This window comes from Brevibacillus sp. FW306-2-1A-C05A, from assembly GCF_058781555.1.
Genome location: NZ_JBYSWV010000062.1, coordinates 1 through 20,709, shown reverse-complemented (window position 1 = coordinate 20,709; position 20,709 = coordinate 1). Strand labels below are relative to the sequence as shown.

Genomic DNA, 20,709 nt, shown 5'->3' with positions numbered 1-20,709 from the left:
CGGTTATTTGGGGGCGGAGCGGTATCGGGTTGTGTAGCTCTGTCGTGGCTGTTTGGGTTCGGATTGAAATTGGCATAGGCTGCTCTGTCGCCGCTATTCGAGTTCGGGGCGGTATTGGCGTGCGCAGCTCTGTTGCGGTTGTCCAGTTTCGGAACGGGATTGGCTTGCGAATCTCTCTCCCCGCTTTTGGCTTCATGAGAAGTATGCGAGATGGAAGAACGCATGCTGCACCAATTGCCAAACAAGAAATGAATCCCGGCTGCAAGTATGCTGGTCAGATTCCTATGATCGGCGCCCCGGCTATCAGAACGGCCACGGGCAAACCCAGGAAGCACCGCCCCCTCATTCCACGCAAAAGCCTCTCGCATGCTTTCCTGCCGGGATGCGCGTCCCCCCTGCTTGCTCAGCTTCTCCGTCTCTTTTATGCGTGTGAGCAGGGGCCTTACCGGAATCCCGGTTGCACTCCCCAAATAGGCTGCCAGCAAGTCCACCTGGTTGAATCCGCGCTCCTGCAGCCGCCTGGCATGAAGCGGGACAGTGGTGATGCAGGCAAAACGGGACGGAGTGTAAAAGCGAAAGGCCGCGATTGCCAAAAGCGTTCCGTAATAGCCAGCCAGGCGCTCATCTCCGCGGTATTTGAACAGGCTGAGCAGACTTTTGCCGTCTTGCTCGTACCGGAGCAGGCTGCGATTTTCCTTCAGGGGCTCGTCCACTTCCCTGACACAGTCGCGACAGCGGCCCTCGCTGCTGTACGGCTCCGCTCGCATGTCCCGCCCGCACTGTCGGCAAAACTGCTCCCCGATGAACGGCAACACTTCAATACAGCTTGCGCAGGCCGGGAGGTCGTGCAGCAAGCGATAGATCGCCGGATAGCTGACGGGACGGGATAGCCAGCTTGCACGCGCGCGGACAACGCCTTCTCTTTTGGGCGTATTTACACGCCCGCCGCAACTGACACATGTACTCCCCCTCATGAGTGCCCCCTTCTTTTTGCAAGCCTGCTCGCCAGTTGATTCATCCGCGTAATTTGCCTGACCGCCAGCTTGGGTGCCAGAGCGCGTTCTGTCTGCAAAAACAACACGGCGCCTGCCGGATCGTCGAACGCTCGGCCCACGCGGCCAGCAATCTGCACCAGAGAAGCTTCGTCAAAGACAGCGGCCTCCGCGCCGACGACAACGACATCGCTCTGTGGAATCGTTACCCCCCGCTCCAAAATCGTCGTCGTCACCATGAGGGTGTAGCGCTTTTGCCGAAAGCCGAGCACCTTTTCCTCGCGCATCAGGTCCGCAGCATGGACACCTGCCATATGCTCGGCACGAGACGGCAGCCACTTTTGCAAATAGGCGAGCACTACCTCCACGTCATCTATGCGCGGAACGAAGACAAAAACTTGCCGTCCTGCCTCCAGCGAACGCTGCACCGCATCTGTCAATGCAGGCACTGCTCGATTCGCCCGAACGCGCTTGTGCAGTCCGCGGACCGTTAGAACCTCGGGAACGGGCAGGGGAAAGCCGTGATAGCGACCCGGCAAAAGGACGTGGGTGGCAGAAAAAAGCGGGTTGGCCGCCGTGCCATGCCGAGTTGAACGAGCGTTTGAAACGAGTCGTTTTTGCAAATAGCGGGGTGGGGTCGCGCTTAAATAAAGCAGCTTCCCCGCTTGATGTACAGCTCTGGCCAGCGCCCGGTAGAGGACGGGATTATTGTGGTACGGAAACGCATCGGCCTCGTCGAGTACGACCAGCAAAAAGCGGCGATAATAGCGTAAAACCTGATGGGTCGTCGCGATCGTAATGTCGCTCTCCTCCCATTTTTCAGCGCTGGCACCGTGGACGGCAATCACCCGCGCGTGGGGGAACACCCGTTGAATGCGAGGAGCCAGTTCCAGCACTACGTCTTTGCGCGGGGTAGCAATCAGCACGCGGCCTCCCGCCGCAAGTCCCTCTGCTACGGAAGGAAACAGCAGCTCGGTTTTGCCTGCTCCGCACACGGCCCAAATCAAAAACTCGGAAAGACCGGGGCGCGGATTCGCTACAAAACGCCGAGCGCGCTCAGCAGCTCTCGCCTGGTCGTCCGAGTAGCTGCCTGTCCACTCCAGCCGCGAAGGCTCCTGGCCTGTGCCCTTGTTGCTCCCGACAGGCAGAGAACCGCCTGCCGCAAGCAAAATATACGGCGTGCAGCACTTGCTCCTGCCCATCCCGAGGCACGTCGTACAGTATGCGCAGCCTTGCCCGCACGTATGGCAGTAGGTCAGCTCAACCTCGCGCCCCGCGCTTCCGCATCGCTCGCACGTCAGTACAAAGCGACTCTGCCGCCAGTTGCTGCACATGTCCATTCGCACTCCGGGAAGCCACCGCGCTCTGCCAGTCAGCACGTACCTGTGCAATACAGCGGCAAGATCATCCACTTCCACTCCGCGTTTCTGCAAAAGCGTCTCGACTTCATCCCAGAAAAGAGCGCGGCCATCCAGCAGTTCTCTCAAGGCAATGTCGTTTCTGTCTGCTGGCTTAGCGGGATAGGGTATAGCTTGCAGCCCATTATCCCGAGACAGGAATGGCTGCCTTGCCTCATGAGCCTGAGATGGAGATCGAGAACTTCTCCTGCTGCAATGGACAGACGTATCCGCGAGCCGATGTTGCAAAAACGGAGAGGCAGTTCTTCCAGAAACATCCACCCTCTCGCTCACACAATGAGCAGACTCGCGACTGAAAAGCTGTTCATCCCGCTCGCCCGCTTGCCTCACTTCCACGCTGCACGCTATCGCCTCCCACGCAAACCACGCTTCATGCTGCACGGATTGGCGCGGGTGTGGCTGATGCTCCCGGCTCCTGTGCCCTGCCTGCCTTCTCTCCACTTCCCGCCCGTATAGCGCGCTCGCCTCCCTGACCTTCGCCACAGCCAGCCCCCGCAGCTCCGCGACCAGCGCATCTGTCAGCTTGCTCCGCTCTCCCACGCGCTTGCGCAACCGTTCGTTTATTTTTTCACGCAAGGAAAAGGCCAAGGCAAGCGACGACGTCTTGCCGATCACATGCAGCACACAGCCCTCCCTCTCCTGCCAAAAAGCCCGATCGACAGAAAAGCTCGGCGTCACATACGTTTGGACTGGCGCCACTGCTTCTGTGCCGCATTTGATATACAGCAAGTACTCGCGCATTTGCCTCCCCCATTTCCGCTTGTGTTTTCTGCCACCATTGTGCAAAAAGACAAGGCAGGCCGGCAAATTTTTTTTGCAGCGAACACAAAAAGGCCGCCGATTTGCTCGACAGCCCTGTACGTTTATTCAATTGCCCGAAAAAATCAGGCTCCTTCCCGCTTCTCCCGCAAGTCAATCACGATCGCTCCCGTCGCCAGCTCAGGCTGGCCGTCTGCCGCGCCAAAGCCGCAGCCGTACGGCTCTCGCGTTAAAATCGCCAGCATCCGGGGCGTATCGTCCGTAGACCCTTCTTCTATCAAGGTAATCCGGACAGGCTTGCCACTCCAGTAGGAGCGAAACAAAAGCTTTCTTACGGCACGCTCCAGCACCTGCTCCGAATTGTGTACCAACAAACGGTAGTGCTCTTGCGGGAGTTCGGTCATGCTGTTCATCCGACTGGTCCATCGCTCAGCTACCATCACCAGCAGTGAGGAGCAGCCAAAAGCCGCCAATAGCCATACAACCAGTTCTTCCATCACGGTCATACCCCCTCCTATACAAAGGTATGCCGAATGGCTTGAACAGGGTGCCAACCGGGCGCGCAGCCTCGCCTTACAGCTTCACCCAGCCGTTTTTGATCGAAATGACAACCGCCTGTGTGCGGTCCTGGACATTCAGCTTTTGCAAAATGCTGCTGACGTGGTTTTTCACTGTCTTTTCGCTGATGAACAAAAATTCTCCGATAGCCCGGTTGCTTTTTCCTTCCGCCATCAACTGCAGCACTTCCCGCTCGCGGCGGGTCAGCGATTCGATCACTTTTGGATCGATCGTTTGCGATTCATCAACAGAGAAGCTGCGCTCTGCCGTACCCTCATTTTCGCTCAGGCGACGGAATTCCTCGATCAGCTTGCCCGTCACCTTCGGGTGTATGTAAGCGCCGCCGCTGGCTACCACGCGTACGGCATCCACCAGATCGCTGGTGCCCATCTCTTTCAGCAGGTAGCCGGACGCGCCGGAACGCAGCGTGCGATATACATAGCCCTCGTCGTCGTGGATCGAGAGCATGATAACTCGCGTGGAGGGACTCACGGAAATGACATTTTCCGCAGCAGAGACGCCATTGATGTTCGGCATGTTGATATCCATCAGCAGAACGTCTGGTTTGTGCTCCTCCGCAAGCAGAGCAGCCTCTCCGCCGTCCGCCCCTTCGCCGACGACCTTGAAGTCCTCTTCCATTTCCAAAATACGCTTAACGCCCTCGCGGAACAATTGGTGGTCGTCCACAATCACGATGCGGAGCTCTTGCTGTCTTTTATCCATGTTTCATCCCCCTGTGTACATAATCTGTATCGGTTCATATTTTTAACGGTATTTGGAAAATTACCTTTGTTCCTTCGCCAGGAGTTGATTGCAGATCCACACTGCCTTCCAGCAGTTGCACGCGCTCACGCATTCCCAAAAGCCCAAAGGAGTTGCCGTTTGCCATGCGCTTTTCCAGATCGAATCCGACTCCATCGTCTTTGACGACGAGACTTAGCGACTCCTGCAGAAACTCCAGCTTCACTTGTACCGAAGAAGCTCCAGCGTGCTTTTCCACGTTGTTCAAGCATTCTTGAACGAGGCGGAAAATCGCAGCTTTGACAGAGCTGCGCAGCGGTGGCTCCACACCAAATACTACCAGATCAATGGAAGCACGGATACGTTCTTCGCACGTCTGGATATATTTTTGCAGAGTGGGCACCAGTCCGAGGTCATCAAGAGCCATTGGGCGAAGGTCAAAAATAATCCGTCTTACGTCAGCCAGGCTCAGGCGAACCATTTCCTTCAGCTCGTGAAGCTCCATTTGCGCTTCCAGAATGCGCTCGTTTTTCAGCATCCGCTCCACGATTTCAGAGCGCAGCACGACGTTTGCCATCGATTGGGCCGGTCCGTCGTGAATCTCGCGTGCGACACGCTTGCGCTCCTCTTCCTGGGCCTGGATGATCTTCAGCCCCATCAATTGAGTCTGTTTGGCCGATTCCAGCGCTTCTCCGATCTTGCTCAGGTCGCCAGTCAAGTAGCCGAGCACGACACTCATCTGGGAAACGAGCTTCTCGGCGCGGTCGATCGTTTCCTCCAGCGTTCGCAACTGTCGCTCCAGGTCGTTGCGACGGCGCTTCAGGTTGTTTTCCCGCTCGCGGTAGATGGACAGCTCCACCTGTATCCGGCTCGCTTCCTCGTAGGCGATGCGAATGTCGTCTTCCGTGTACATGTGGAAGTTGCGGCTTACCTGAACGAGCCTGTTGCGCGACTTTCGATAGGCCAGCTCCAGCGCATCGACCTTTTGGATGACCTTCGAGATTTCCTGCCGAAGCTCGTGCAAGTCAAACTTCAACGAGTTGCCTTGCTGTCTGGCACTTTCGGCTATATCAAAAATTTGGGTTTTACTCGTTTCCACAGTTTCAATGGTTCTCTTAATCACCCCATCCAGCACGCTGATGTCGATCACTTTGTTCATGATTGCTCTCCTTCGAACTCTTTTTTCGCTTTCGTGAACAACTGATGGAGTTTGACCTCATCTACATCTCGCAGGCCCACATCATTTCGTGGAATGGCGAACGGATCTACTCCCCTTTTGACAAAACCGGGTGTAGAAGTAAAGACATATCCGTAGCCTGCCTGTCGCGCTGTCTCCAGTACGATGGGATTCGTGTAGCCAAAAGGCAATGAAATCGTTTTTATCTCCCGGCCCATCCATTTGTTCAAGCCTGCACGAGACATACTGAAATCAACGTAGAGCCGATCCCTGTATTCTTTCTCATTTTCTAGTCGTTGTAAATCCTGCAAATAGACGGGAGCCGTCTCTGGCCCCATCTCTCCCCATTCATTCCGCGCTTCCTCTTCGTGCAGGCTGTACGTATGCGAACCGATATCAGCCAGCCCAGAGTGAAGCATTTCCATGACTTGTTGACGCGTAAGTGGCGTCGTCATGTTCTCCCGTTTTCGATCGGCTACATCTCGCAAGCGCCCTGCGATCACGAAGTTCACTGACGGGTAGCCGTATGTACGTAAGGTGGGAAAAGCCTTCGTGTAATAACTCTCATAGCCGTCGTCAAAGGTAATCAGGACAGCATTTTCGGTCGGCAAGCTCCCTGTATCCACAAAATGCAAAAACTCATCCAACGAGATCGGCTGCAAGTCGTTTTCGTGCAAAAACGACATATGTTTTGCAAATTGCTCAGGCGAAATGACGTAGCGCTGGCCTGATGCATCCGTGACATGGTGATACGTCAGGACGACTACCTGATTGTTATACCACTTTTTCGGCTTTACCGTTGCTTTTTCGTTCTGCGTGACGTTTGGCTCAGCAATTTCTGCCTCGCTTATGCTTATAGACGTATCTACTTGGGGAAAAGGTTGCACTTTTTGCGCATTCTTTTTTGATTGGTAAAATTCACCAATCCCCATTGCAGACATAACCAGTAATAAAGAAATAACAAATACGGTCAGGAAGAGCCTTTTGTTCGGCAAAGAAACCCCTCCTCTACTTCCTCACTAGGAGATTCGACACAGTCCTACATTTTCCCTTCGCTTAAAGCCCACCAATAACTGGAAAATTTTTCCCCGTAATAAAAAAAGAGCCCAGTAGCTTTACCAGGCTCTTTCTTTGTCGTTCTTATTTTGCCAGTTGCGCAGCTTCTTGCTTCAGAACTTCTGCTTTGTCTGTTTGCTCCCAAGGAACATTCAGGTCATTGCGTCCAAAGTGGCCATAAGCCGCTGTTTGTTTGTAGATAGGGCGACGCAGGTCGAGCTGCTTGATGATGCCAGCCGGACGCAGGTCGAAGTGTTTGCGCACCAGTTTCACCAGATCTTCTTCGGAAACGGTTCCTGTACCAAAAGTATCAACAGCGATGGATACAGGCTGCGCTACACCGATTGCGTAAGCCACTTGCACTTCGCATTTGTCAGCCAGGCCAGCAGCCACAATGTTTTTCGCTACGTAACGAGCAGCGTAAGCGCCGGAGCGGTCTACTTTTGTCGGATCTTTACCGGAGAACGCGCCGCCGCCGTGACGAGCGTAGCCACCGTAAGTGTCTACGATGATTTTGCGGCCAGTCAGACCAGCGTCCCCTTGAGGTCCGCCGATTACGAAGCGGCCAGTCGGGTTGATGAAGTATTTGGTGTCAGCGTCCAGCAGCTCAGCCGGAACAACTGGTTTGATAACTTGTTCGATGAGGTCTTGCTTGATTTGCTCCAAGGTAGTCTCAGGAGCGTGTTGAGTCGAAATCACGATGGTGTCGATGCGAACTGGCTTGTCTCCATCGTACTCAACCGTTACTTGCGTTTTGCCGTCAGGACGCAGGTAGGCGAGTGTGCCGTTTTTGCGAACTTCAGTCAAGCGGCGAGCCAGCTTGTGAGACATGCTGATCGGCAGCGGCATCAGCTCAGGTGTTTCGTTGCAAGCAAAGCCGAACATCAGACCTTGGTCACCTGCACCGATCGCTTCGATCTCAGCGTCGGTCATTTTGCCTTCGCGCGCTTCCAAAGCCTGGTCTACGCCGAGAGCGATGTCAGCGGATTGCTCGCCGATCGCAGTGATTACGCCGCAAGTGTCAGCGTCAAAGCCGAACTTCGCACGATCATAACCGATCTCACGGATCGTTTCGCGCACCAGCTTTTGGATGTCCACGTACGTGTTGGTGGTGATTTCACCGGCTACGAGAACCAGCCCGGTAGTTACGGAAGTTTCGCAAGCTACGCGAGCGTTTGGATCCTTGGCCAAAATGGCGTCCAGGATGGAGTCGGAAATTTGGTCACAAATTTTATCCGGATGTCCTTCGGTTACAGACTCAGATGTGAACAGACGACGACCTTTTTGCAAAGCCATGAGAAAATACCTCCTTTGACCTCATACAAATAGTTTGGTAGCCGAGTCAGGATTTTATCGACGTAAACGCAAATAAAAAACCTTTTCCATCTTTTGGAGGAAAAGGTTTGAGCGCTTTTAGCTTCCTTCATCCTCTTATCGGCCAGAACAGATTTCCGTCCTGCTGGTTAGCACCGCTCCAGACGGTTGCCGGGCTTCATAGGGCCAGTCCCTCCGCCTGCTCTGGATAAGAGTATCCATTACGGATTATAGAATAATTGTTTTTTGAGGTGGTGTCAATAGACTTTTGCCAGAGCACCTCTTTGGCCGAAATCGCCCTGTACAAAACGCTGTTGGAATCGCCTGCGGGAAGCGTCTGAGGTGATCGAAGCCGCGTTTTCACAAGGACGATATAGCCATGCCATGCGTCTGTCGAACGCAAAGCGGAAAATTTTTTCTTACACTTGATACGATTTGGCGATTAATACAACAACCTCGGCCCGCGTAGCGCTGCCCTGTGGCTTGAAGAGCGAACCGTATCCGTTTAGCCAGTTTCTTGCCGTCAAAGCGCCGATCGCCGGTGCTGCCCAATGGCCGGCCGGAACATCGCGATAGCTCGGTGCGCTGCTGCTGTTCAGAGCCACGCCCTTCGCCCTGGCGATCATCGCGGCCATTTCCGCCCGCGAAACAGCTTGGTCAGGCTTGATCTGACTGTTTGGATACCCCTTCAAGACTCCGAGCTGATAAGCCACTCCAAGGGTGTTGTACGCCCAGTGCTTTTTTGGCAAATCAGAAAACACTTCCCGTCCGGAATACGCGCTGGCTACCTTCGAGCCGGTCGCGCGCATCGCCTGCAGCAGCATTGTGGCAAACTGCGCACGAGTTACTGCCTCGTTAGGCTTGAACGTCGCATCGCCGAAGCCTTGGACAATTCTTTTGGAGCTCAGCCTGGCGATCTCTGTGCGCGCCCAATGGTCGGAAATATCCCGATACCCCGAAACGAGGGGCTGCTGCGTGACTGTCAATTTGTACGCATCGTACTTGAACGGAATGCCGCTGTTCAGGCGCACGTAATACTTGCCTTTTGGCAACCGCAGGCTGAAAATCTCGCTGCCCCGATCGGACAGCTCAGCCACTTCGTTTGTCGAAGCTAGCGCGTAGTTCATGTTTTTCTCGCTGTAAAGAGCGATGCGAAAACCGCTGGATACCGGAATAAACGGGGCTCGAATCGTGACGTACGAGTCTGTATTGAGCGTAAATTGAAACCAGTCTGCATCCGAAGCCGTCGGAATCGTTCCGGTCATGACCCCTCCAGCGGCTAGCGGCGACGCCCTGCTGTACGTATCATTCGGCTCGTTCAAATCTTTTTTCAGCGGGGTGAACCCGAGATCCAGGCGATATTCGCCGTTCACCGCATTTTGCTGATACTCGCTGACCCGAATGTAGTATTTTCCCGGGGAGACTTCCTTGCTCGCACGCTCGGACGGATTATCGCGGTCGACGTTGTCGTAGAGCGGGTCCCAAACCGTATTTTTTCCGGTTTCCTGCTTTCCTATGGCAAGCACCAGGTCCACCCGCTTGTTGTCGGGAGTCACCGTCACATCCATATGCCCGTATTCGCGGACGTAGTAGGAGAACCAGTCCTGGTCGCCCTCCTGGTGGAAGTTGCCTGTGACGCTGATCTGGTTGCCTACCAGCGGCCTTGCCGTCGCCATCGTATCGTTTGGCTCATTGCGGTCCGGGTTGATCGTGAACTTGCTCGTCAGCACGTAGGCAAACGAGTTGACGCCGCCGTTTCGCATCAGCTTGATGTTCATCCTGCCCGCTTTTGCCGGGACGGTAACGGTATCCCCGTTTCCAAAATACTGCGTAATCGGCGTTCGGTTTTCCGGGTAAAAGGTAGCCGCCATGGCGGAGGATACCCCGGAGTTAATCGTCGCCGTAAAGCTGACTTTTCCGTCATACGGCACATCCATTTTAAACCAGTCTACCGTGTCGTTTGGCCCCAGGTTGCCGCGTATTTGCTGTTCGATAGGGAATGCTTTGGCTCGCTGCAAAGAGTTGTTCGGCTCCAAAAAGTCGCCGGAGAGCGCGCTGCGCACTGCCTTGTTCACGTCCAGCAATCCGTAGCCTGTTTGCCGGTCCCAGCCGCTCTCGCCGAGGTCTGTAGCCGTCTGGTAAAGCATTTGCCTCACATCCAGCGCCGTCAGCTTTGGATAGCGGGCCAAAATCAGGGCCGCCGCTCCCGCTACTTGAGGCGCTGCCGCTGACGTACCGGAAAACGATCCGTACTTTCCGCCCAGCTTCGTCGTATATACGTTAAGCCCCGGCGCCACAATGTTTAACTCAGGCCCCGTATTCGATTGATAAATCGCCTGGTTTTTCCCATTCACGGCCCCAACCGCAACGACTGTCGGGTAGGCAGCCGGATAGGCGACGCGGCTTGCTTCGTTTCCGCTGGCAGCGACGAGGACGGCTCCGCTTCTCTCCGCACGGTCAATGGCCTCTTTCAAGGAGCGGGAATAGGACAGGCTGCTGAACGACATCAGGATAACTTTGGCTCCCCTGTCGAGCGCTGTATTGATCCCCTTCGCAATCATGTCCACATTCGTCACTGCATCTTTGTTCAAAATTTTGATCGGCAAAATCCGGGCGTTCCAGACTACCCCTGATACCCCGATCCCGTTGTTGCCTTTTGCAGCGAGAACCCCGATGACTTCTGTCCCGTGCCCGTTGTCATCCTGCGCCGATTTCCCCGGGTTGACCAGATTGACACCCGGCAGCAGATTCCCTTTCAAGTCAGGGTGATTGTAGTCCGCTCCGGAATCGAGCACGGCAATCGTAATCGCCTGGTTGCTGTTGACTACAGGCCACGCCTTGTCGGCCTTGATCTGGCTGATGTGCAACTGATTGCTCAGATAGCTGTCATTGGAAGCAGGCGCGGCAGCGAGTGCAGGCCGCACGCCCAGCGGTACAAGCGTGAGCAGCATCGCAACTGACACGGCTATTTGAATCGATTTTTTCATAAACACAGTCCTTCCTTACTTTCCCCTGCAACTAGCGCAGCAAGAAAACCTCTATCGCCGCCCGCTCAAACAAAGGGGCATGCGCTGTCGTGGAAGGTTTTCTTAACGTATCGAAATGAATAAATGTTCGCGCTTATCCATTTCAGTACGTTCAAAAAGGTATTCAAGTATTATGCTTCTCGTCCTAGCATAGCGGATAAAAAGGGCGAAAAGCAACCCTGTTTCCCCAAGATTTGGAACGTTATGGCAGGAGAAAAACCCTTTTCACCATTGGCAAAAAGGGTTCATCCATTACTGCAGCAGGCCTTTGTTGTCTTCGGTAGCAGGCTCTACATATGCTTTTTCTTTTTTGCGTTGACGCGCCTGCGGAATGTAGGCACTCAGTTCGTCCGGGTTTACTTCTGCTTTTTTAATCGAAGAAGACGGGATATCAAACGCCCAGATGCGCTGACTGTTTGCTTCCACCTTCATGTTTTCGAGCGTGTAGCTGACGCGGGCAACCGCATCGCCTTCCTTGTCGTGAACGATGATCGGCACCTCGGTAAACTCCAGGCGCTTCTCCAGTCCGTTGCGGAATACGACGACAACCTTCAGGCCGTTATCATCGGTAGGCTTGATATCGAGGACCTGCAAATCTACCTTTCCTTTTTCCACCGGAGCTTCCTCCGCCGCTTTTTGCGTATAGTGGCTTTGTTCGTCCGCACTCAGGCCCATATTCAGCTCCTGGGTCTCCTCGATGCGGCGTTTTTCCGGCTTTTTATAGGTCAGAGTCAGCGGCACTTCCTTCTCAGGAATGCGGTCGAACTCTTCCCAGCGGAACATAAATTCCATCGGACGGCTGGCCATGTGGCCCACAGGACCGTTTGCCATCAAGTCAAACGTCTTTCTCGCCACCTCTTCGCCGTCAGCAGTCACGAGGGTCAGCGGCAGCTTTTGCAACAGCACGTTGCGGTTTGTCGCGTTGCGAATGTACGTCAGCACCAGGTAGCCTTCATCTGTCACCTGTGTGTAGAACGGAATAATGCCGACCTCGTCGCGAACGACCGGAGGCAGCTCATCGTGGACGTACTGCAGCAGCTCCTGCTCCGCCTCCTCCAGTTGATTGTCCCAAGGACCGTTCATCGTCAGAAACAGCTCTTTGGCCTCAACCCGGTTCGCCGATTGCTGCGGGTTGTCGATCCCCGACACCCCCAGGTAAAACTCTTTATGCAAATGCTCATGAATATCTTCACGTACTTGCTCCAGGCTTTCCTTGGAGCCAAACCAGTTCTCCAATAACCAACTCATATGTCAACCTCCTCCTGATTTCTGCGATCGAGAGCTCTTGCGCCTATTCTACGTCAAGAACCCATCTGCGCAGATTGGCATCCGGTTTTTTCACGAACTCCGGCGGGAACACGATCAGCCACGGACGGCTGTTCCCCGGCTTCACGCGAATCTTGCTGGCATCCACAACGCCTCGCGCCACGACATCGCCGTCCGTATCGGAAATCGTGATTTTCAGCTTGTCAGGACGATAATCCGTAGACAGGCCGTTGCGGAACAGCAATGCGGCAACCAGTTGCCCTTCTTTCGTTTTCCCGATATCAAACCCGGTAATTTGCACCGAGTTGACCGGAATCGGCGGCAAAGAGTACGCGAGCGACTCCAGACGGTCTTTTTGACGCTGTGTCATGCGTCTTTCCATTTCCGGGTCCAGCTCCAGCGTACTTGGCCAGATGTGCGATCTTTTTCCTGCTTTCATCACGACTTTCCAGCGGCTGAACATGAAGTTGTCGTGCAGGTAGCTCTCTTCCGGGAACAGCACTTCCCACGGACGGCTTGTATGCGGAGGAATAGCGCCCATATCAGACAGGTCGACTCTCATCCGCGCGAACGGCTTGTCGTCCAAGTAAATAGCCAGACCGATGTTTTTGAAGCGCACAGGCTTATCTGTCGCATTGCGGAAAAACATCGTCACGGTCATGCCGTTCGGCTGGGGAATCATGCTGAAGCCCGTTACGCTAATCAAGCCTCGTGCCATCTCAGGCAGTTCTGCTTGCAAGAATCGCAGCGTATATTTTTTCTCCGCATCCAGCTCCTGCTCCCACATCGGATGCAGGGACAGCTCTGTGCGCACTCTGTCAGGCTTGCCGGAAGTGCTCGCTGCGGGCTGGTTTTCCACTTCTACTTCCGTATCTTTCAACTCCGCAATGTCAATCGCAGACTCTTCCTGAATCTCTTTTTTCAAATCCTCCAGGGCCTTGTCACCCTGCTGTTTTCCAAACAAATTTTTCACAAAAGAAAACATGTGTTACCTCCTCACACGTCCGGGCCCGAACGAAGTTTCTCTCTCCTCATGATATACATTTCCCCATCGCCCATGCAAACCAGACTCTCTACGCTTGCTGCGGAACACTCACTTTCCAGCGCGACAGGTCCGGCTGCTCCACCAAAATACTTTCCGGAGGGTAAATAAACAGCCACGGCTTGCTCGTATTGGCATTCACGGTCAAACTGCCAAGCTCAAACATTCCTTCTGCCACCTTTGCCCCTGTCGCATCGTAGAGAGCGAGCGGCAGCTTTTCAAAGGAGAGCGACTGCGTAGAGCCGTTGCGGATCAACAGCATGACGTGAAGGGCTCCTTCCGGGGAGCGACGAATTTGCACACTCTGGATATTCACTTCTCCCTCTTTTAAGGCAGGGAGATTTTTCGCCAGTTCGATCAAGGAGTTTTTCTGCGCATCCGACAGCGCCTTGATCCACGACTCTTCCAGCTCCAACTGTTGCGGCAGCACCATTTTTTTCTGCGCCATCTCGAATGCGACCTTCCAGTTAGCCAAAAGCACGTTTACCTCCAGGAAGTGCTCGCGTGAAAATACAAACGACCACGGTCTGGCTGATCGCGGCGGAATTTCCCCTATCTCGCTCAAGTCAAACGCTTGGCGGGTAAACAACTGCTGATCCCCGAACAATACCACCAGCGTCATTTCCTTCAGGCGGATTGGACGGTCCGAGCTGTTGCGGATAAACGCCGTCACTTCGATTCCATCATCATGCGGAACAAGCGCTGTTCCTGCGAGGGAGATATTCCCTTCCGGCAGCGGTTCCAGCTCCTGAGCCATAAAGGAAAGCGCGTATTTCTCCTGCGTACTCAGCTTCGCTTCCCACGATTCATGCAAGGACAGCGTTGTTACGACGCCGGCAGATGCCTCTTTTTGTTTTTGTGCTTCCTGATGAGACTGTTCGGTATCAGAAGCGGACAAAATGGATTCCTCCTGAACCTGCTCTCGCACCTCTTTGGTGGTAGGTGTCTTCCCCATTAAATTCTTCAAGAAGGATAACATAGCACCGCTCCCAACTTTTCTCTACATCTATATAGAGTTTGCGTTCGTCATTCACTATAGCATAGTGACATCCTTTTGCAACATAGAAAACTTGGCATTCTCCCGCCTGTTACGGCCTTTTGATCGAGAATGCACGGTGTGGCAGCCAGCCGGCTGACCTGTCTGCGTCAGAGACGGGTAATATTTGTAAGGATACCTGTAGGCATTAGGGATGTCAAGGAATGGAAGGGTGCCTCTTCTCCCCGATTAAACTTCCATTTGGTGAGAAAGTTTACATTATAATTCGTTGTTGATAAAATAGAAGTGTCTAAACAAATAACTTGGGGAATATCTTTTGAGCCAACTGACCGTTTCAGTTGGTTCTTTTTTGTAAAATCGTTGAAAAATACTGACAATTCCACTGACAACAGATTAAAAAATTCATAATTGGGCAAACTGTGGAGTAACAACTATACACAAATGCTCTGACGTCGTGTTCCGCCCTTTTTTTATCGGCAAGACGACCAAGGCGTATCTCGTGTTCATCAGCGGCCTCTGCACCGCCCAGGACGTCGACCAGCAGGTGCTGATGCCGCTCATGCACGTGACAGAAAGCGATTTTCCCGATCTCGGAAGGATGGCCGAGCAAGTGCCTATATGGAGGGACTTGTCGACTACACTCTTGTCGAAGAAGTGACCGCCCGGCTAAAACGGATCAAGATCGACGGAGTTTTGGAGAGCGGATATATAGAAGAAATGATTGAGGACAACCCCGCCTCGCCCTTTCCGCAATTAAAAGATACCGAACGGCCAGACACAGCCTGTTCGGCCTTGCTGGAGGGCAGAGTTGTCATTTTGATCGACGGGACACCGTTTGTCCTCATTGCGCCGATCACCTTTTTCGCCCTGTTTCAAGCGGCGGAGGATTATTACCAGCGCTTCGTCATCGGTTCGGCGATTCGCTGGCTGCGCTACCTGTTTCTCGGGATTTCGCTCCAATCTGAACATGAGCAGTCCCGAGCTGGTCAAACTCGTGGATCGAGGCGTTTATCCGCCGTCCCGGTTTGGTCACGGTTCCAGGCGGCATACCGGAAGATGAGGTGAGACAAAAGTGAGATGGGGCGTCACAATAGGCGTTACGGTGCTTGTGATTTTGATTGTCCTCTTTGAACTGCCTGCCCTGAGACAGAAACCGCTGAGAGACAAAATCGCTTTTTTCTCGCTCTTGTTGTGCGGATGGGCGCTGGCTCAATTCGATTTGCCCAATATGGCAGGACCGATTACATGGCTGAATACACTGTTCAAGCCTTTGGAAAAATGGATGGAAAAATAATCGACGGGTACTACGTTTAGCCAGAGGTGAACATTCATGCTTGAAAAAGGAAAAATATCTGCGTTTCGACATGACTTCGCTCCCCTACTACGGCTTCTTGATGCAAGTCGTGCTGCCGCTCCTGCTGCTGCTGATTGCGGCCACGCGAAAAAAGGAGCGAGTGCGAATGAAGCTGCCTAGCTTTTGAGCAACGCTAAAAAAGCTGGCTCAAAACCGGGGCAGACCTAATAAAATAGAACTATTCAGACAATTAGTAACAAGTTTATCCACAGAGTGTGGATAACTTCTTCCTGCTTTATGTGTGTAACTGGAGGCATTTTTGATATTTCACAATGTACTCGTCCAATTGTTGCGACATATCGATCACAGTCGGATGCAGAAAACTACCTTTTTCCAAGACCAACTCAGACAACTCTTTACGCATGGTCTCGATACGCTGCAGAAGATCTGTTGTATGATCCATGGTAATTCCTCCAGAAACAATTAGATCATAAGTAATAGGATTATTATACCGCCCGAACATTCGTATATATAAGAAAAAAAGAATGAACTTATATGTGAATGATTTTCTCGACGCTGCTGCCGACAACTCCCAGCAAATTTGTCAGGTCGCGGATTTCATACGTCGGCGTGATCCCCAGATGGTTTTCCTTGCCGTGCGGATTGTACCAGCATGTATCAATCCCGTAGTTGTGTCCTCCTTGAATATCGGACGTTAACGAATCGCCTACCATCAGGACTTTTTTCTTATCCGTTAGCGCCAGCCGGGAAAACGCATAATCGAAAATTCTTTGGTCGGGCTTCTGGAACCCGGCCTCCTGGGAAATGATGATCTGTTCGAATGCGTCTTGCAGCGGAGACAATCGGATTCGCGACGTCTGCACCTCGGCAAACCCGTTTGTGATGATCGCCAGCCTACAGTCGGCGAGACGGCTGCATACGTCTACCGCTCCTGGCAGCAGATGCACTTCCTGCCCCAGATTCCCAAGGTAAAGCCGGTTAAACGCTTCCGCATCCCCGGAAAGCTCATGAGCCGCAAACAGCCGCTTGAATCGCTCCACCCCAAGCTCCGCGAGCGTAATGCCGCCCTGCTCCAGCTCGCGCCACAAGCCTTTGTTAATCTCGCGGTAGGCCGCTTCGTAATCGGTCATGCCTTCTGGCCACCCAAACTCGCGAAAAGCTTTGTCCAACGCATTTTTTTCCGATAAGTCAAAATCCATCAGCGTATCGTCCACATCAAAGAAAATCACGTCGTATTTCACTGCTCTCTCCACCCGTTTCCGTCTCCAGCGAGCCCGTTTATTTTTTCCTCAAACAATCTGTACTCGTATTATAACAGATTCACATAACGGTCAGCCCATCGACTGGAAAGATCGGAAGAAACAAGAAAGAGCCTGCCCTCCGCCGACAGACTCTGTGCAAACAAGCGAGCGCGCTCACTCATGTGAAGCGCTGCGTCTTGTACCACTTTCTTTTTCTTCTCGTCACCTTGTCCATCAACAACCCGAAAAACGCTTGGACAGAGATGATAATAAACAACTGCGCATACGTGAAATACGAGAGGCAGGACAAGACGAAGTTTCTCGTCGTGCTCTGGCCGATGTCCGAGGCCAGCGCGAGGTTGATTTGCAGCACGTACAAGTAATACATCAGCGCCCAGGCGACTACCAGATAGACGTAGATGTCTTCGGCAAACTGGAACGGCGAAACCACTTCGGGATGAAACAAGGAAATGATTTTGTAGACGAGATTGGTCACAAAAATAATATCCGAAACGATAATGGCTACCATGAACCAGAAGTAGCTGGCTGCGTAATACAAAAGCTTCAGCTTGATCCGCCAGCTCGTCCCGTCGAACAAATGCGTGATGTTCCCGAAAATGGACTGATAGTTGCCCATCGCCCACCGCTTGCGCTGCTTGATGTAGACGCCGAGCTTCTCCGGCTCCTGCTGGTAGGCCTCTGCCCGCGGCGCAAGCGCGATCAGTTGCCCCCGCTTCAATATTTCAAAGGAAATCGCCGTATCCTCCGTCAGCGACTCCTCGTCCCAGCCGCCAACCTCCTCGATCAGCGAGCGCTTGACGATGAAATTCGTCCCCGGAATCGAGCCAAGCTGAAAAAGCTCCCACAGCCCCGTATGGTAGACGCGATGCATAGTGACCAATTCCAAGTTAATGCATTGGGTGAGAAAATTTTGGTCGCGATTGCGCGCCTTGTTGCGACCGAACACCGCTCCGTACCGCTCTGGCTGCTCCATCGCCTTTTGCATTAAAAAAGCCAACGCGTTTTTCTCCGGTGCAGCATCGGCATCGTAAATGCAAAGCCATTCGCCAGTAGCCAGCCGCAACGCGTCATTCAACGCGCCGGATTTCCCCCCGGTGCCCGTCCGCTCCATCACCTGCAAATGATGTTGCGCAAATTCCGGTCTGGCGTGCACCGCCCGCACCATCTCTGCCGTGCGGTCCGTACAGTTGTCGGCGATGACGATCACCTGCAGCTTCTCGACCGGATAGTTCAACTGCAAAATATGCTCCACTGTCGCGGAAATGACCAGCTCCTCGTTATGCGCCGGCACCAATACCGTCACGGTAGGATATGATTCCATATTCGCCGGAATCACCAATTCCTTTTTACTTTGCCGAAAAACAAAGCGGATTGCCCCCAGCATAATGACAGCCGACTCAAACACCGCGATCCAAATACTGATAATCGCGAGCAGCAACAACAGTTCAGCCACTGATTTTCCTCCGATCGTATTTTTTGCTCACTCTGTCGCGAAAAACGAAAGTAGCGACCGTCAGAAAAAGAATGGCTACGGTAAAAATAACGCTGACCGCTATGCACAAGGGGATAAACCAGCTCGTGTACGACATCGGAAGCCCCCCTTTCCCCTCCTAGCTTGCTAGCCATGCTTAAATGTATTCACCGATCAGATCCAGCTCTGCGTTCCGTTCGAGCGCCGCGATCACGTTGTCGATTTGTTCATACTGGCTAAACTGGTCTTTTTGGAACACAAGCGCTCCCGAGCGAATGACCAGCTCCAGCGGCCGCCCTTTTTTATCGGTAAACGACACGTCCATCATCGCGTTTTTAATCCGGCCCGTCAGCCGTTGCAAATAGTCTTTGTTCGTCATCGGCAACAAAATGACAAACCGCCCTTCATCGAGCGAAAACTTGTAATCTTCGAAGCGAATCTGCTTTTGAATCGTATTCGACAATTCCAGCAACAACTGCGCATACCGCTCCGAGCCGAGCGCTTCCTGGACGAGCGGCAAAAACTCGATTTTGAACATCGCCATGCAAAAGCTGTATTTATCCTCATAGCGTTTGGCCAGATTGGACTGCTTGACTACCGTCTCCGCCAGAGCCTCTTTGTTGCCCAGCGTCGTGTCGAGATCAATAATCGGATTGATCTCCTTCAGCTCCTCTAGCCGTTCCACAATGCGTTTGCTGCGAATCAAATACGACCTGATAAACGCCGCAACCAGCACATTCGCCGGAATCACCAGCATCCAGGCGTAAACGATGACACTGGATTCCGCATAGGTAGCCAGCCAGACCATATAGCTGACCATATAGACGAATATGAGAACAACCGATACCCCCATCGGCACCGTAAAGCCAAGCAAGAGCGCCAGCAGGATCGCCATGCTGAGAACAAACTCGGTCAAGGTGTACGCTTGCTTCCAATAAACTTGCACGTAAACCAGCGCTTCCTGGAATGCCGTGAGCAGGAACAGGATGGCATACCCGATCTCCATCTTGCGCGTCGGAGAATTGTTGTTCATGATTCAGCTCCTTTCATAGATTTTTCCGCTCCCATCAGTCCAGGTAGCTTCGCATCGCCTCCTCTGCCAAAAGCGGAAACAGATTGTCGAAGATGTGCGTGTTGTCGTTAAAAACATATCCGCCAACATAACGGGCATCCTCGCTGCGCAGCTTCACCATCCGCTCATACAGCTCGCGGGCCCAGTCCGGGTCGTCCTGCTTCAGAGCAAGCAAAATAGCAAGCCCATAGACCGCCGGAGATTCGTAGGAGACGGCAGGCGTCCTGCTTAAACGGTCGTAGCGCCCTGGCAATTGCTTACGCTGCGCAAATTCCTTTTTCAAAAAGCCGACCAGCGCCTCCGACCTCTCCCCGATCTCCGCCCGATGCAGCGCGACGATCAGTTGGTCGATCAAATTGATCGAGTCATCATAGCTGTACACTTGTTTCTCTACGTGGAATATTTTAGGATAAAACAATCCGTCCTCTGGCATATTCCGCATAAGGTCCCGGTAGCGGTTGTACATATCCGCGTCGATCATCCCGTGATCGGCCATCCTTTTGAGGGCAGACATGTCGACGTAGGCGAGGCTGAGCGTGTGTGGAGACTCCTTTTTTGCGAAGTCATGGAAGTCAACGAGATATCCGTTTTGTATAGACGAGGCAAGCAAGGTTTCTGTTACAGCGTTTGCTGTCTTGTTGTACGCTTCTTTTTCCCATTTGTCAGCCGCCTGCCACAGCGCGTCCACGATCCGCAAATCATCCCCAAGCGCGTTCGTCGTCACATGCGACTGACCATCTGCTGACAGCTTCCAGTACAAATACGTTTGCGGCGAGAGAAAGTACCGATGCAACACCTGATAGCTGCTGTCAAACAGCTTCTGATCGTCCCTCGCCAGCGCATACTGCATCCAGAGGCCAAGCGATTCCGCCAACGCCTCTCTCCCGGCCACGATGTCCGCCGTCTCCGCAGGAGCGTCCAGCAGATAAGTAGCCAGCGTCCCGTTCGGATTGGTCATGTGCTCGACAATAAACTTCTCCGTCGGCGACGGCACCTGCTTTTCCAACATGAAGAAATAGAGGCAGCCAGACACAGCCAGCATCGACACGCCTGCGAAAAGCAGCTTTGCTTTTTTGTTGAGAAAATCACTTTGCAAGTGGGCATCATTCCTGTCGAGTGGAAAAACGAAGAATCAGATGGATAATTTTACATTTATTTACTAAGTCATTTATATACAAAAAAGTATAATACAAGCGGTGATTAGCGTCTATTTATATTGATTTGAAAAATATGTATGTGGGGG

Annotated in this window: 19 protein-coding genes, 1 pseudogene and 1 riboswitch; of the genes and pseudogenes, 4 read left to right on the top strand and 16 right to left on the bottom strand. The window is 53.0% G+C overall.

Translation table 11 applies throughout. The annotated features are described in order from the left end of the window. From AC3WJN_RS23525 to AC3WJN_RS23475, 11 genes are all read right to left on the bottom strand, one after another. A partial coding sequence (locus AC3WJN_RS23525; protein WP_492329338.1) for a ComF family protein occupies positions 1-974 on the bottom strand: 974 nt, incomplete at its 3' end. Beyond that, the gene (locus tag AC3WJN_RS23520; RefSeq protein ID WP_007784915.1) at positions 971-3,151 is read right to left on the bottom strand and encodes a helicase-related protein; all 2,181 of its coding nucleotides are present in this window, start codon (positions 3,149-3,151) and stop codon (positions 971-973) included. The genes AC3WJN_RS23525 and AC3WJN_RS23520, both read right to left, overlap by 4 nt. Before the next feature lie 143 nt (positions 3,152-3,294). Continuing rightward, positions 3,295-3,675, bottom strand: coding sequence for a glycosyl transferase family 2 (locus tag AC3WJN_RS23515; protein ID WP_007784917.1), 381 nt, complete (start codon positions 3,673-3,675; stop codon positions 3,295-3,297). A gap of 67 nt (positions 3,676-3,742) precedes the next feature. Beyond that, on the bottom strand, positions 3,743-4,450 hold the full coding sequence (locus AC3WJN_RS23510; RefSeq protein ID WP_005829784.1) for a response regulator: 708 nt from the start codon (positions 4,448-4,450) through the stop codon (positions 3,743-3,745). A gap of 34 nt (positions 4,451-4,484) precedes the next feature. Further along, positions 4,485-5,627, bottom strand: coding sequence for a sensor histidine kinase (locus AC3WJN_RS23505; RefSeq protein WP_007784919.1), 1,143 nt, complete (start codon positions 5,625-5,627; stop codon positions 4,485-4,487). Continuing rightward, a complete protein-coding gene (locus AC3WJN_RS23500; RefSeq protein ID WP_007784921.1) occupies positions 5,624-6,640 on the bottom strand; it encodes a polysaccharide deacetylase family protein in 1,017 nt (338 codons plus the stop codon). Before AC3WJN_RS23500 ends, AC3WJN_RS23505 begins: the two co-directional genes overlap by 4 nt. Before the next feature lie 145 nt (positions 6,641-6,785). Then, complete coding sequence (gene metK / locus AC3WJN_RS23495; RefSeq protein ID WP_007784923.1) at positions 6,786-7,997, bottom strand: methionine adenosyltransferase; 1,212 nt, start codon at positions 7,995-7,997, stop codon at positions 6,786-6,788. A gap of 132 nt (positions 7,998-8,129) precedes the next feature. Then, a riboswitch (SAM riboswitch) is annotated at positions 8,130-8,230 on the bottom strand. A gap of 204 nt (positions 8,231-8,434) precedes the next feature. Next, positions 8,435-11,002, bottom strand: coding sequence for a S8 family peptidase (locus tag AC3WJN_RS23490; RefSeq protein ID WP_007784924.1), 2,568 nt, complete (start codon positions 11,000-11,002; stop codon positions 8,435-8,437). 291 nt (positions 11,003-11,293) lie between these two features. Continuing rightward, entirely contained in the window at positions 11,294-12,289 is a 996-nt protein-coding gene (locus AC3WJN_RS23485) for an SLAP domain-containing protein (RefSeq protein ID WP_007784926.1), read from the bottom strand. A gap of 43 nt (positions 12,290-12,332) precedes the next feature. Then, complete coding sequence (locus AC3WJN_RS23480; RefSeq protein WP_005829772.1) at positions 12,333-13,292, bottom strand: SLAP domain-containing protein; 960 nt, start codon at positions 13,290-13,292, stop codon at positions 12,333-12,335. A gap of 88 nt (positions 13,293-13,380) precedes the next feature. Beyond that, positions 13,381-14,328, bottom strand: coding sequence for an accessory Sec system S-layer assembly protein (locus AC3WJN_RS23475; RefSeq protein ID WP_007784928.1), 948 nt, complete (start codon positions 14,326-14,328; stop codon positions 13,381-13,383). 472 nt (positions 14,329-14,800) lie between these two features. Here AC3WJN_RS23475 and AC3WJN_RS23470 point away from each other — a divergent pair, with 472 nt between their 5' ends. From AC3WJN_RS23470 to AC3WJN_RS23455, 4 genes and pseudogenes are all read left to right on the top strand, one after another. Then, on the top strand, positions 14,801-15,004 hold the full coding sequence (locus tag AC3WJN_RS23470) for a hypothetical protein (protein ID WP_025844201.1): 204 nt from the start codon (positions 14,801-14,803) through the stop codon (positions 15,002-15,004). Next, positions 14,959-15,303: pseudogene (locus tag AC3WJN_RS23465) on the top strand (spore germination protein); the annotation flags it as partial. The gene AC3WJN_RS23470 and the pseudogene AC3WJN_RS23465, both read left to right, overlap by 46 nt. A gap of 115 nt (positions 15,304-15,418) precedes the next feature. Beyond that, positions 15,419-15,640, top strand: a complete 222-nt coding sequence (locus AC3WJN_RS23460; RefSeq protein WP_007784930.1) for a hypothetical protein — start codon at positions 15,419-15,421, stop codon at positions 15,638-15,640. Positions 15,641-15,680: 40 nt separating this feature from the next. Next, the gene (locus AC3WJN_RS23455) at positions 15,681-15,827 is read left to right on the top strand and encodes a hypothetical protein (RefSeq protein WP_155808553.1); all 147 of its coding nucleotides are present in this window, start codon (positions 15,681-15,683) and stop codon (positions 15,825-15,827) included. Positions 15,828-15,935: 108 nt separating this feature from the next. On the opposite strand, the gene AC3WJN_RS23450 is transcribed toward AC3WJN_RS23455, so the two are convergent. The 5 genes from AC3WJN_RS23450 to AC3WJN_RS23430 form a co-directional block, all read right to left on the bottom strand. Then, entirely contained in the window at positions 15,936-16,103 is a 168-nt protein-coding gene (locus AC3WJN_RS23450) for an aspartyl-phosphate phosphatase Spo0E family protein (protein WP_005836716.1), read from the bottom strand. A gap of 88 nt (positions 16,104-16,191) precedes the next feature. Beyond that, entirely contained in the window at positions 16,192-16,902 is a 711-nt protein-coding gene (locus AC3WJN_RS23445; protein ID WP_492329339.1) for a YjjG family noncanonical pyrimidine nucleotidase, read from the bottom strand. Positions 16,903-17,080: 178 nt separating this feature from the next. Continuing rightward, complete coding sequence (locus AC3WJN_RS23440) at positions 17,081-18,376, bottom strand: glycosyltransferase family 2 protein (RefSeq protein ID WP_005836712.1); 1,296 nt, start codon at positions 18,374-18,376, stop codon at positions 17,081-17,083. Positions 18,377-18,551: 175 nt separating this feature from the next. Next, positions 18,552-19,427 carry a GGDEF domain-containing protein gene (locus tag AC3WJN_RS23435; RefSeq protein ID WP_007784942.1) on the bottom strand — a complete coding sequence of 292 codons (876 nt, stop codon included), beginning with the start codon at positions 19,425-19,427 and terminating at the stop codon, positions 18,552-18,554. 34 nt (positions 19,428-19,461) lie between these two features. Beyond that, the gene (locus AC3WJN_RS23430; RefSeq protein ID WP_007784944.1) at positions 19,462-20,562 is read right to left on the bottom strand and encodes a glycosyl hydrolase family 8; all 1,101 of its coding nucleotides are present in this window, start codon (positions 20,560-20,562) and stop codon (positions 19,462-19,464) included. Positions 20,563-20,709 lie beyond the last annotated feature (147 nt).

Coding starts and splice junctions, on each gene's coding strand:
- AC3WJN_RS23490 (WP_007784924.1), bottom strand. CDS start 11,002: ATGAAAAAATCGATTCAAATAGCCGTGTCAGTTGCGATGCTGCTCACG.
- AC3WJN_RS23515 (WP_007784917.1), bottom strand. CDS start 3,675: ATGACCGTGATGGAAGAACTGGTTGTATGGCTATTGGCGGCTTTTGGC.
- AC3WJN_RS23485 (WP_007784926.1), bottom strand. CDS start 12,289: ATGAGTTGGTTATTGGAGAACTGGTTTGGCTCCAAGGAAAGCCTGGAG.
- AC3WJN_RS23450 (WP_005836716.1), bottom strand. CDS start 16,103: ATGGATCATACAACAGATCTTCTGCAGCGTATCGAGACCATGCGTAAA.
- AC3WJN_RS23475 (WP_007784928.1), bottom strand. CDS start 14,328: ATGTTATCCTTCTTGAAGAATTTAATGGGGAAGACACCTACCACCAAA.
- AC3WJN_RS23520 (WP_007784915.1), bottom strand. CDS start 3,151: ATGCGCGAGTACTTGCTGTATATCAAATGCGGCACAGAAGCAGTGGCG.
- metK (WP_007784923.1), bottom strand. CDS start 7,997: ATGGCTTTGCAAAAAGGTCGTCGTCTGTTCACATCTGAGTCTGTAACC.
- AC3WJN_RS23510 (WP_005829784.1), bottom strand. CDS start 4,450: ATGGATAAAAGACAGCAAGAGCTCCGCATCGTGATTGTGGACGACCAC.
- AC3WJN_RS23480 (WP_005829772.1), bottom strand. CDS start 13,292: ATGTTTTCTTTTGTGAAAAATTTGTTTGGAAAACAGCAGGGTGACAAG.
- AC3WJN_RS23435 (WP_007784942.1), bottom strand. CDS start 19,427: ATGAACAACAATTCTCCGACGCGCAAGATGGAGATCGGGTATGCCATC.
- AC3WJN_RS23505 (WP_007784919.1), bottom strand. CDS start 5,627: ATGAACAAAGTGATCGACATCAGCGTGCTGGATGGGGTGATTAAGAGA.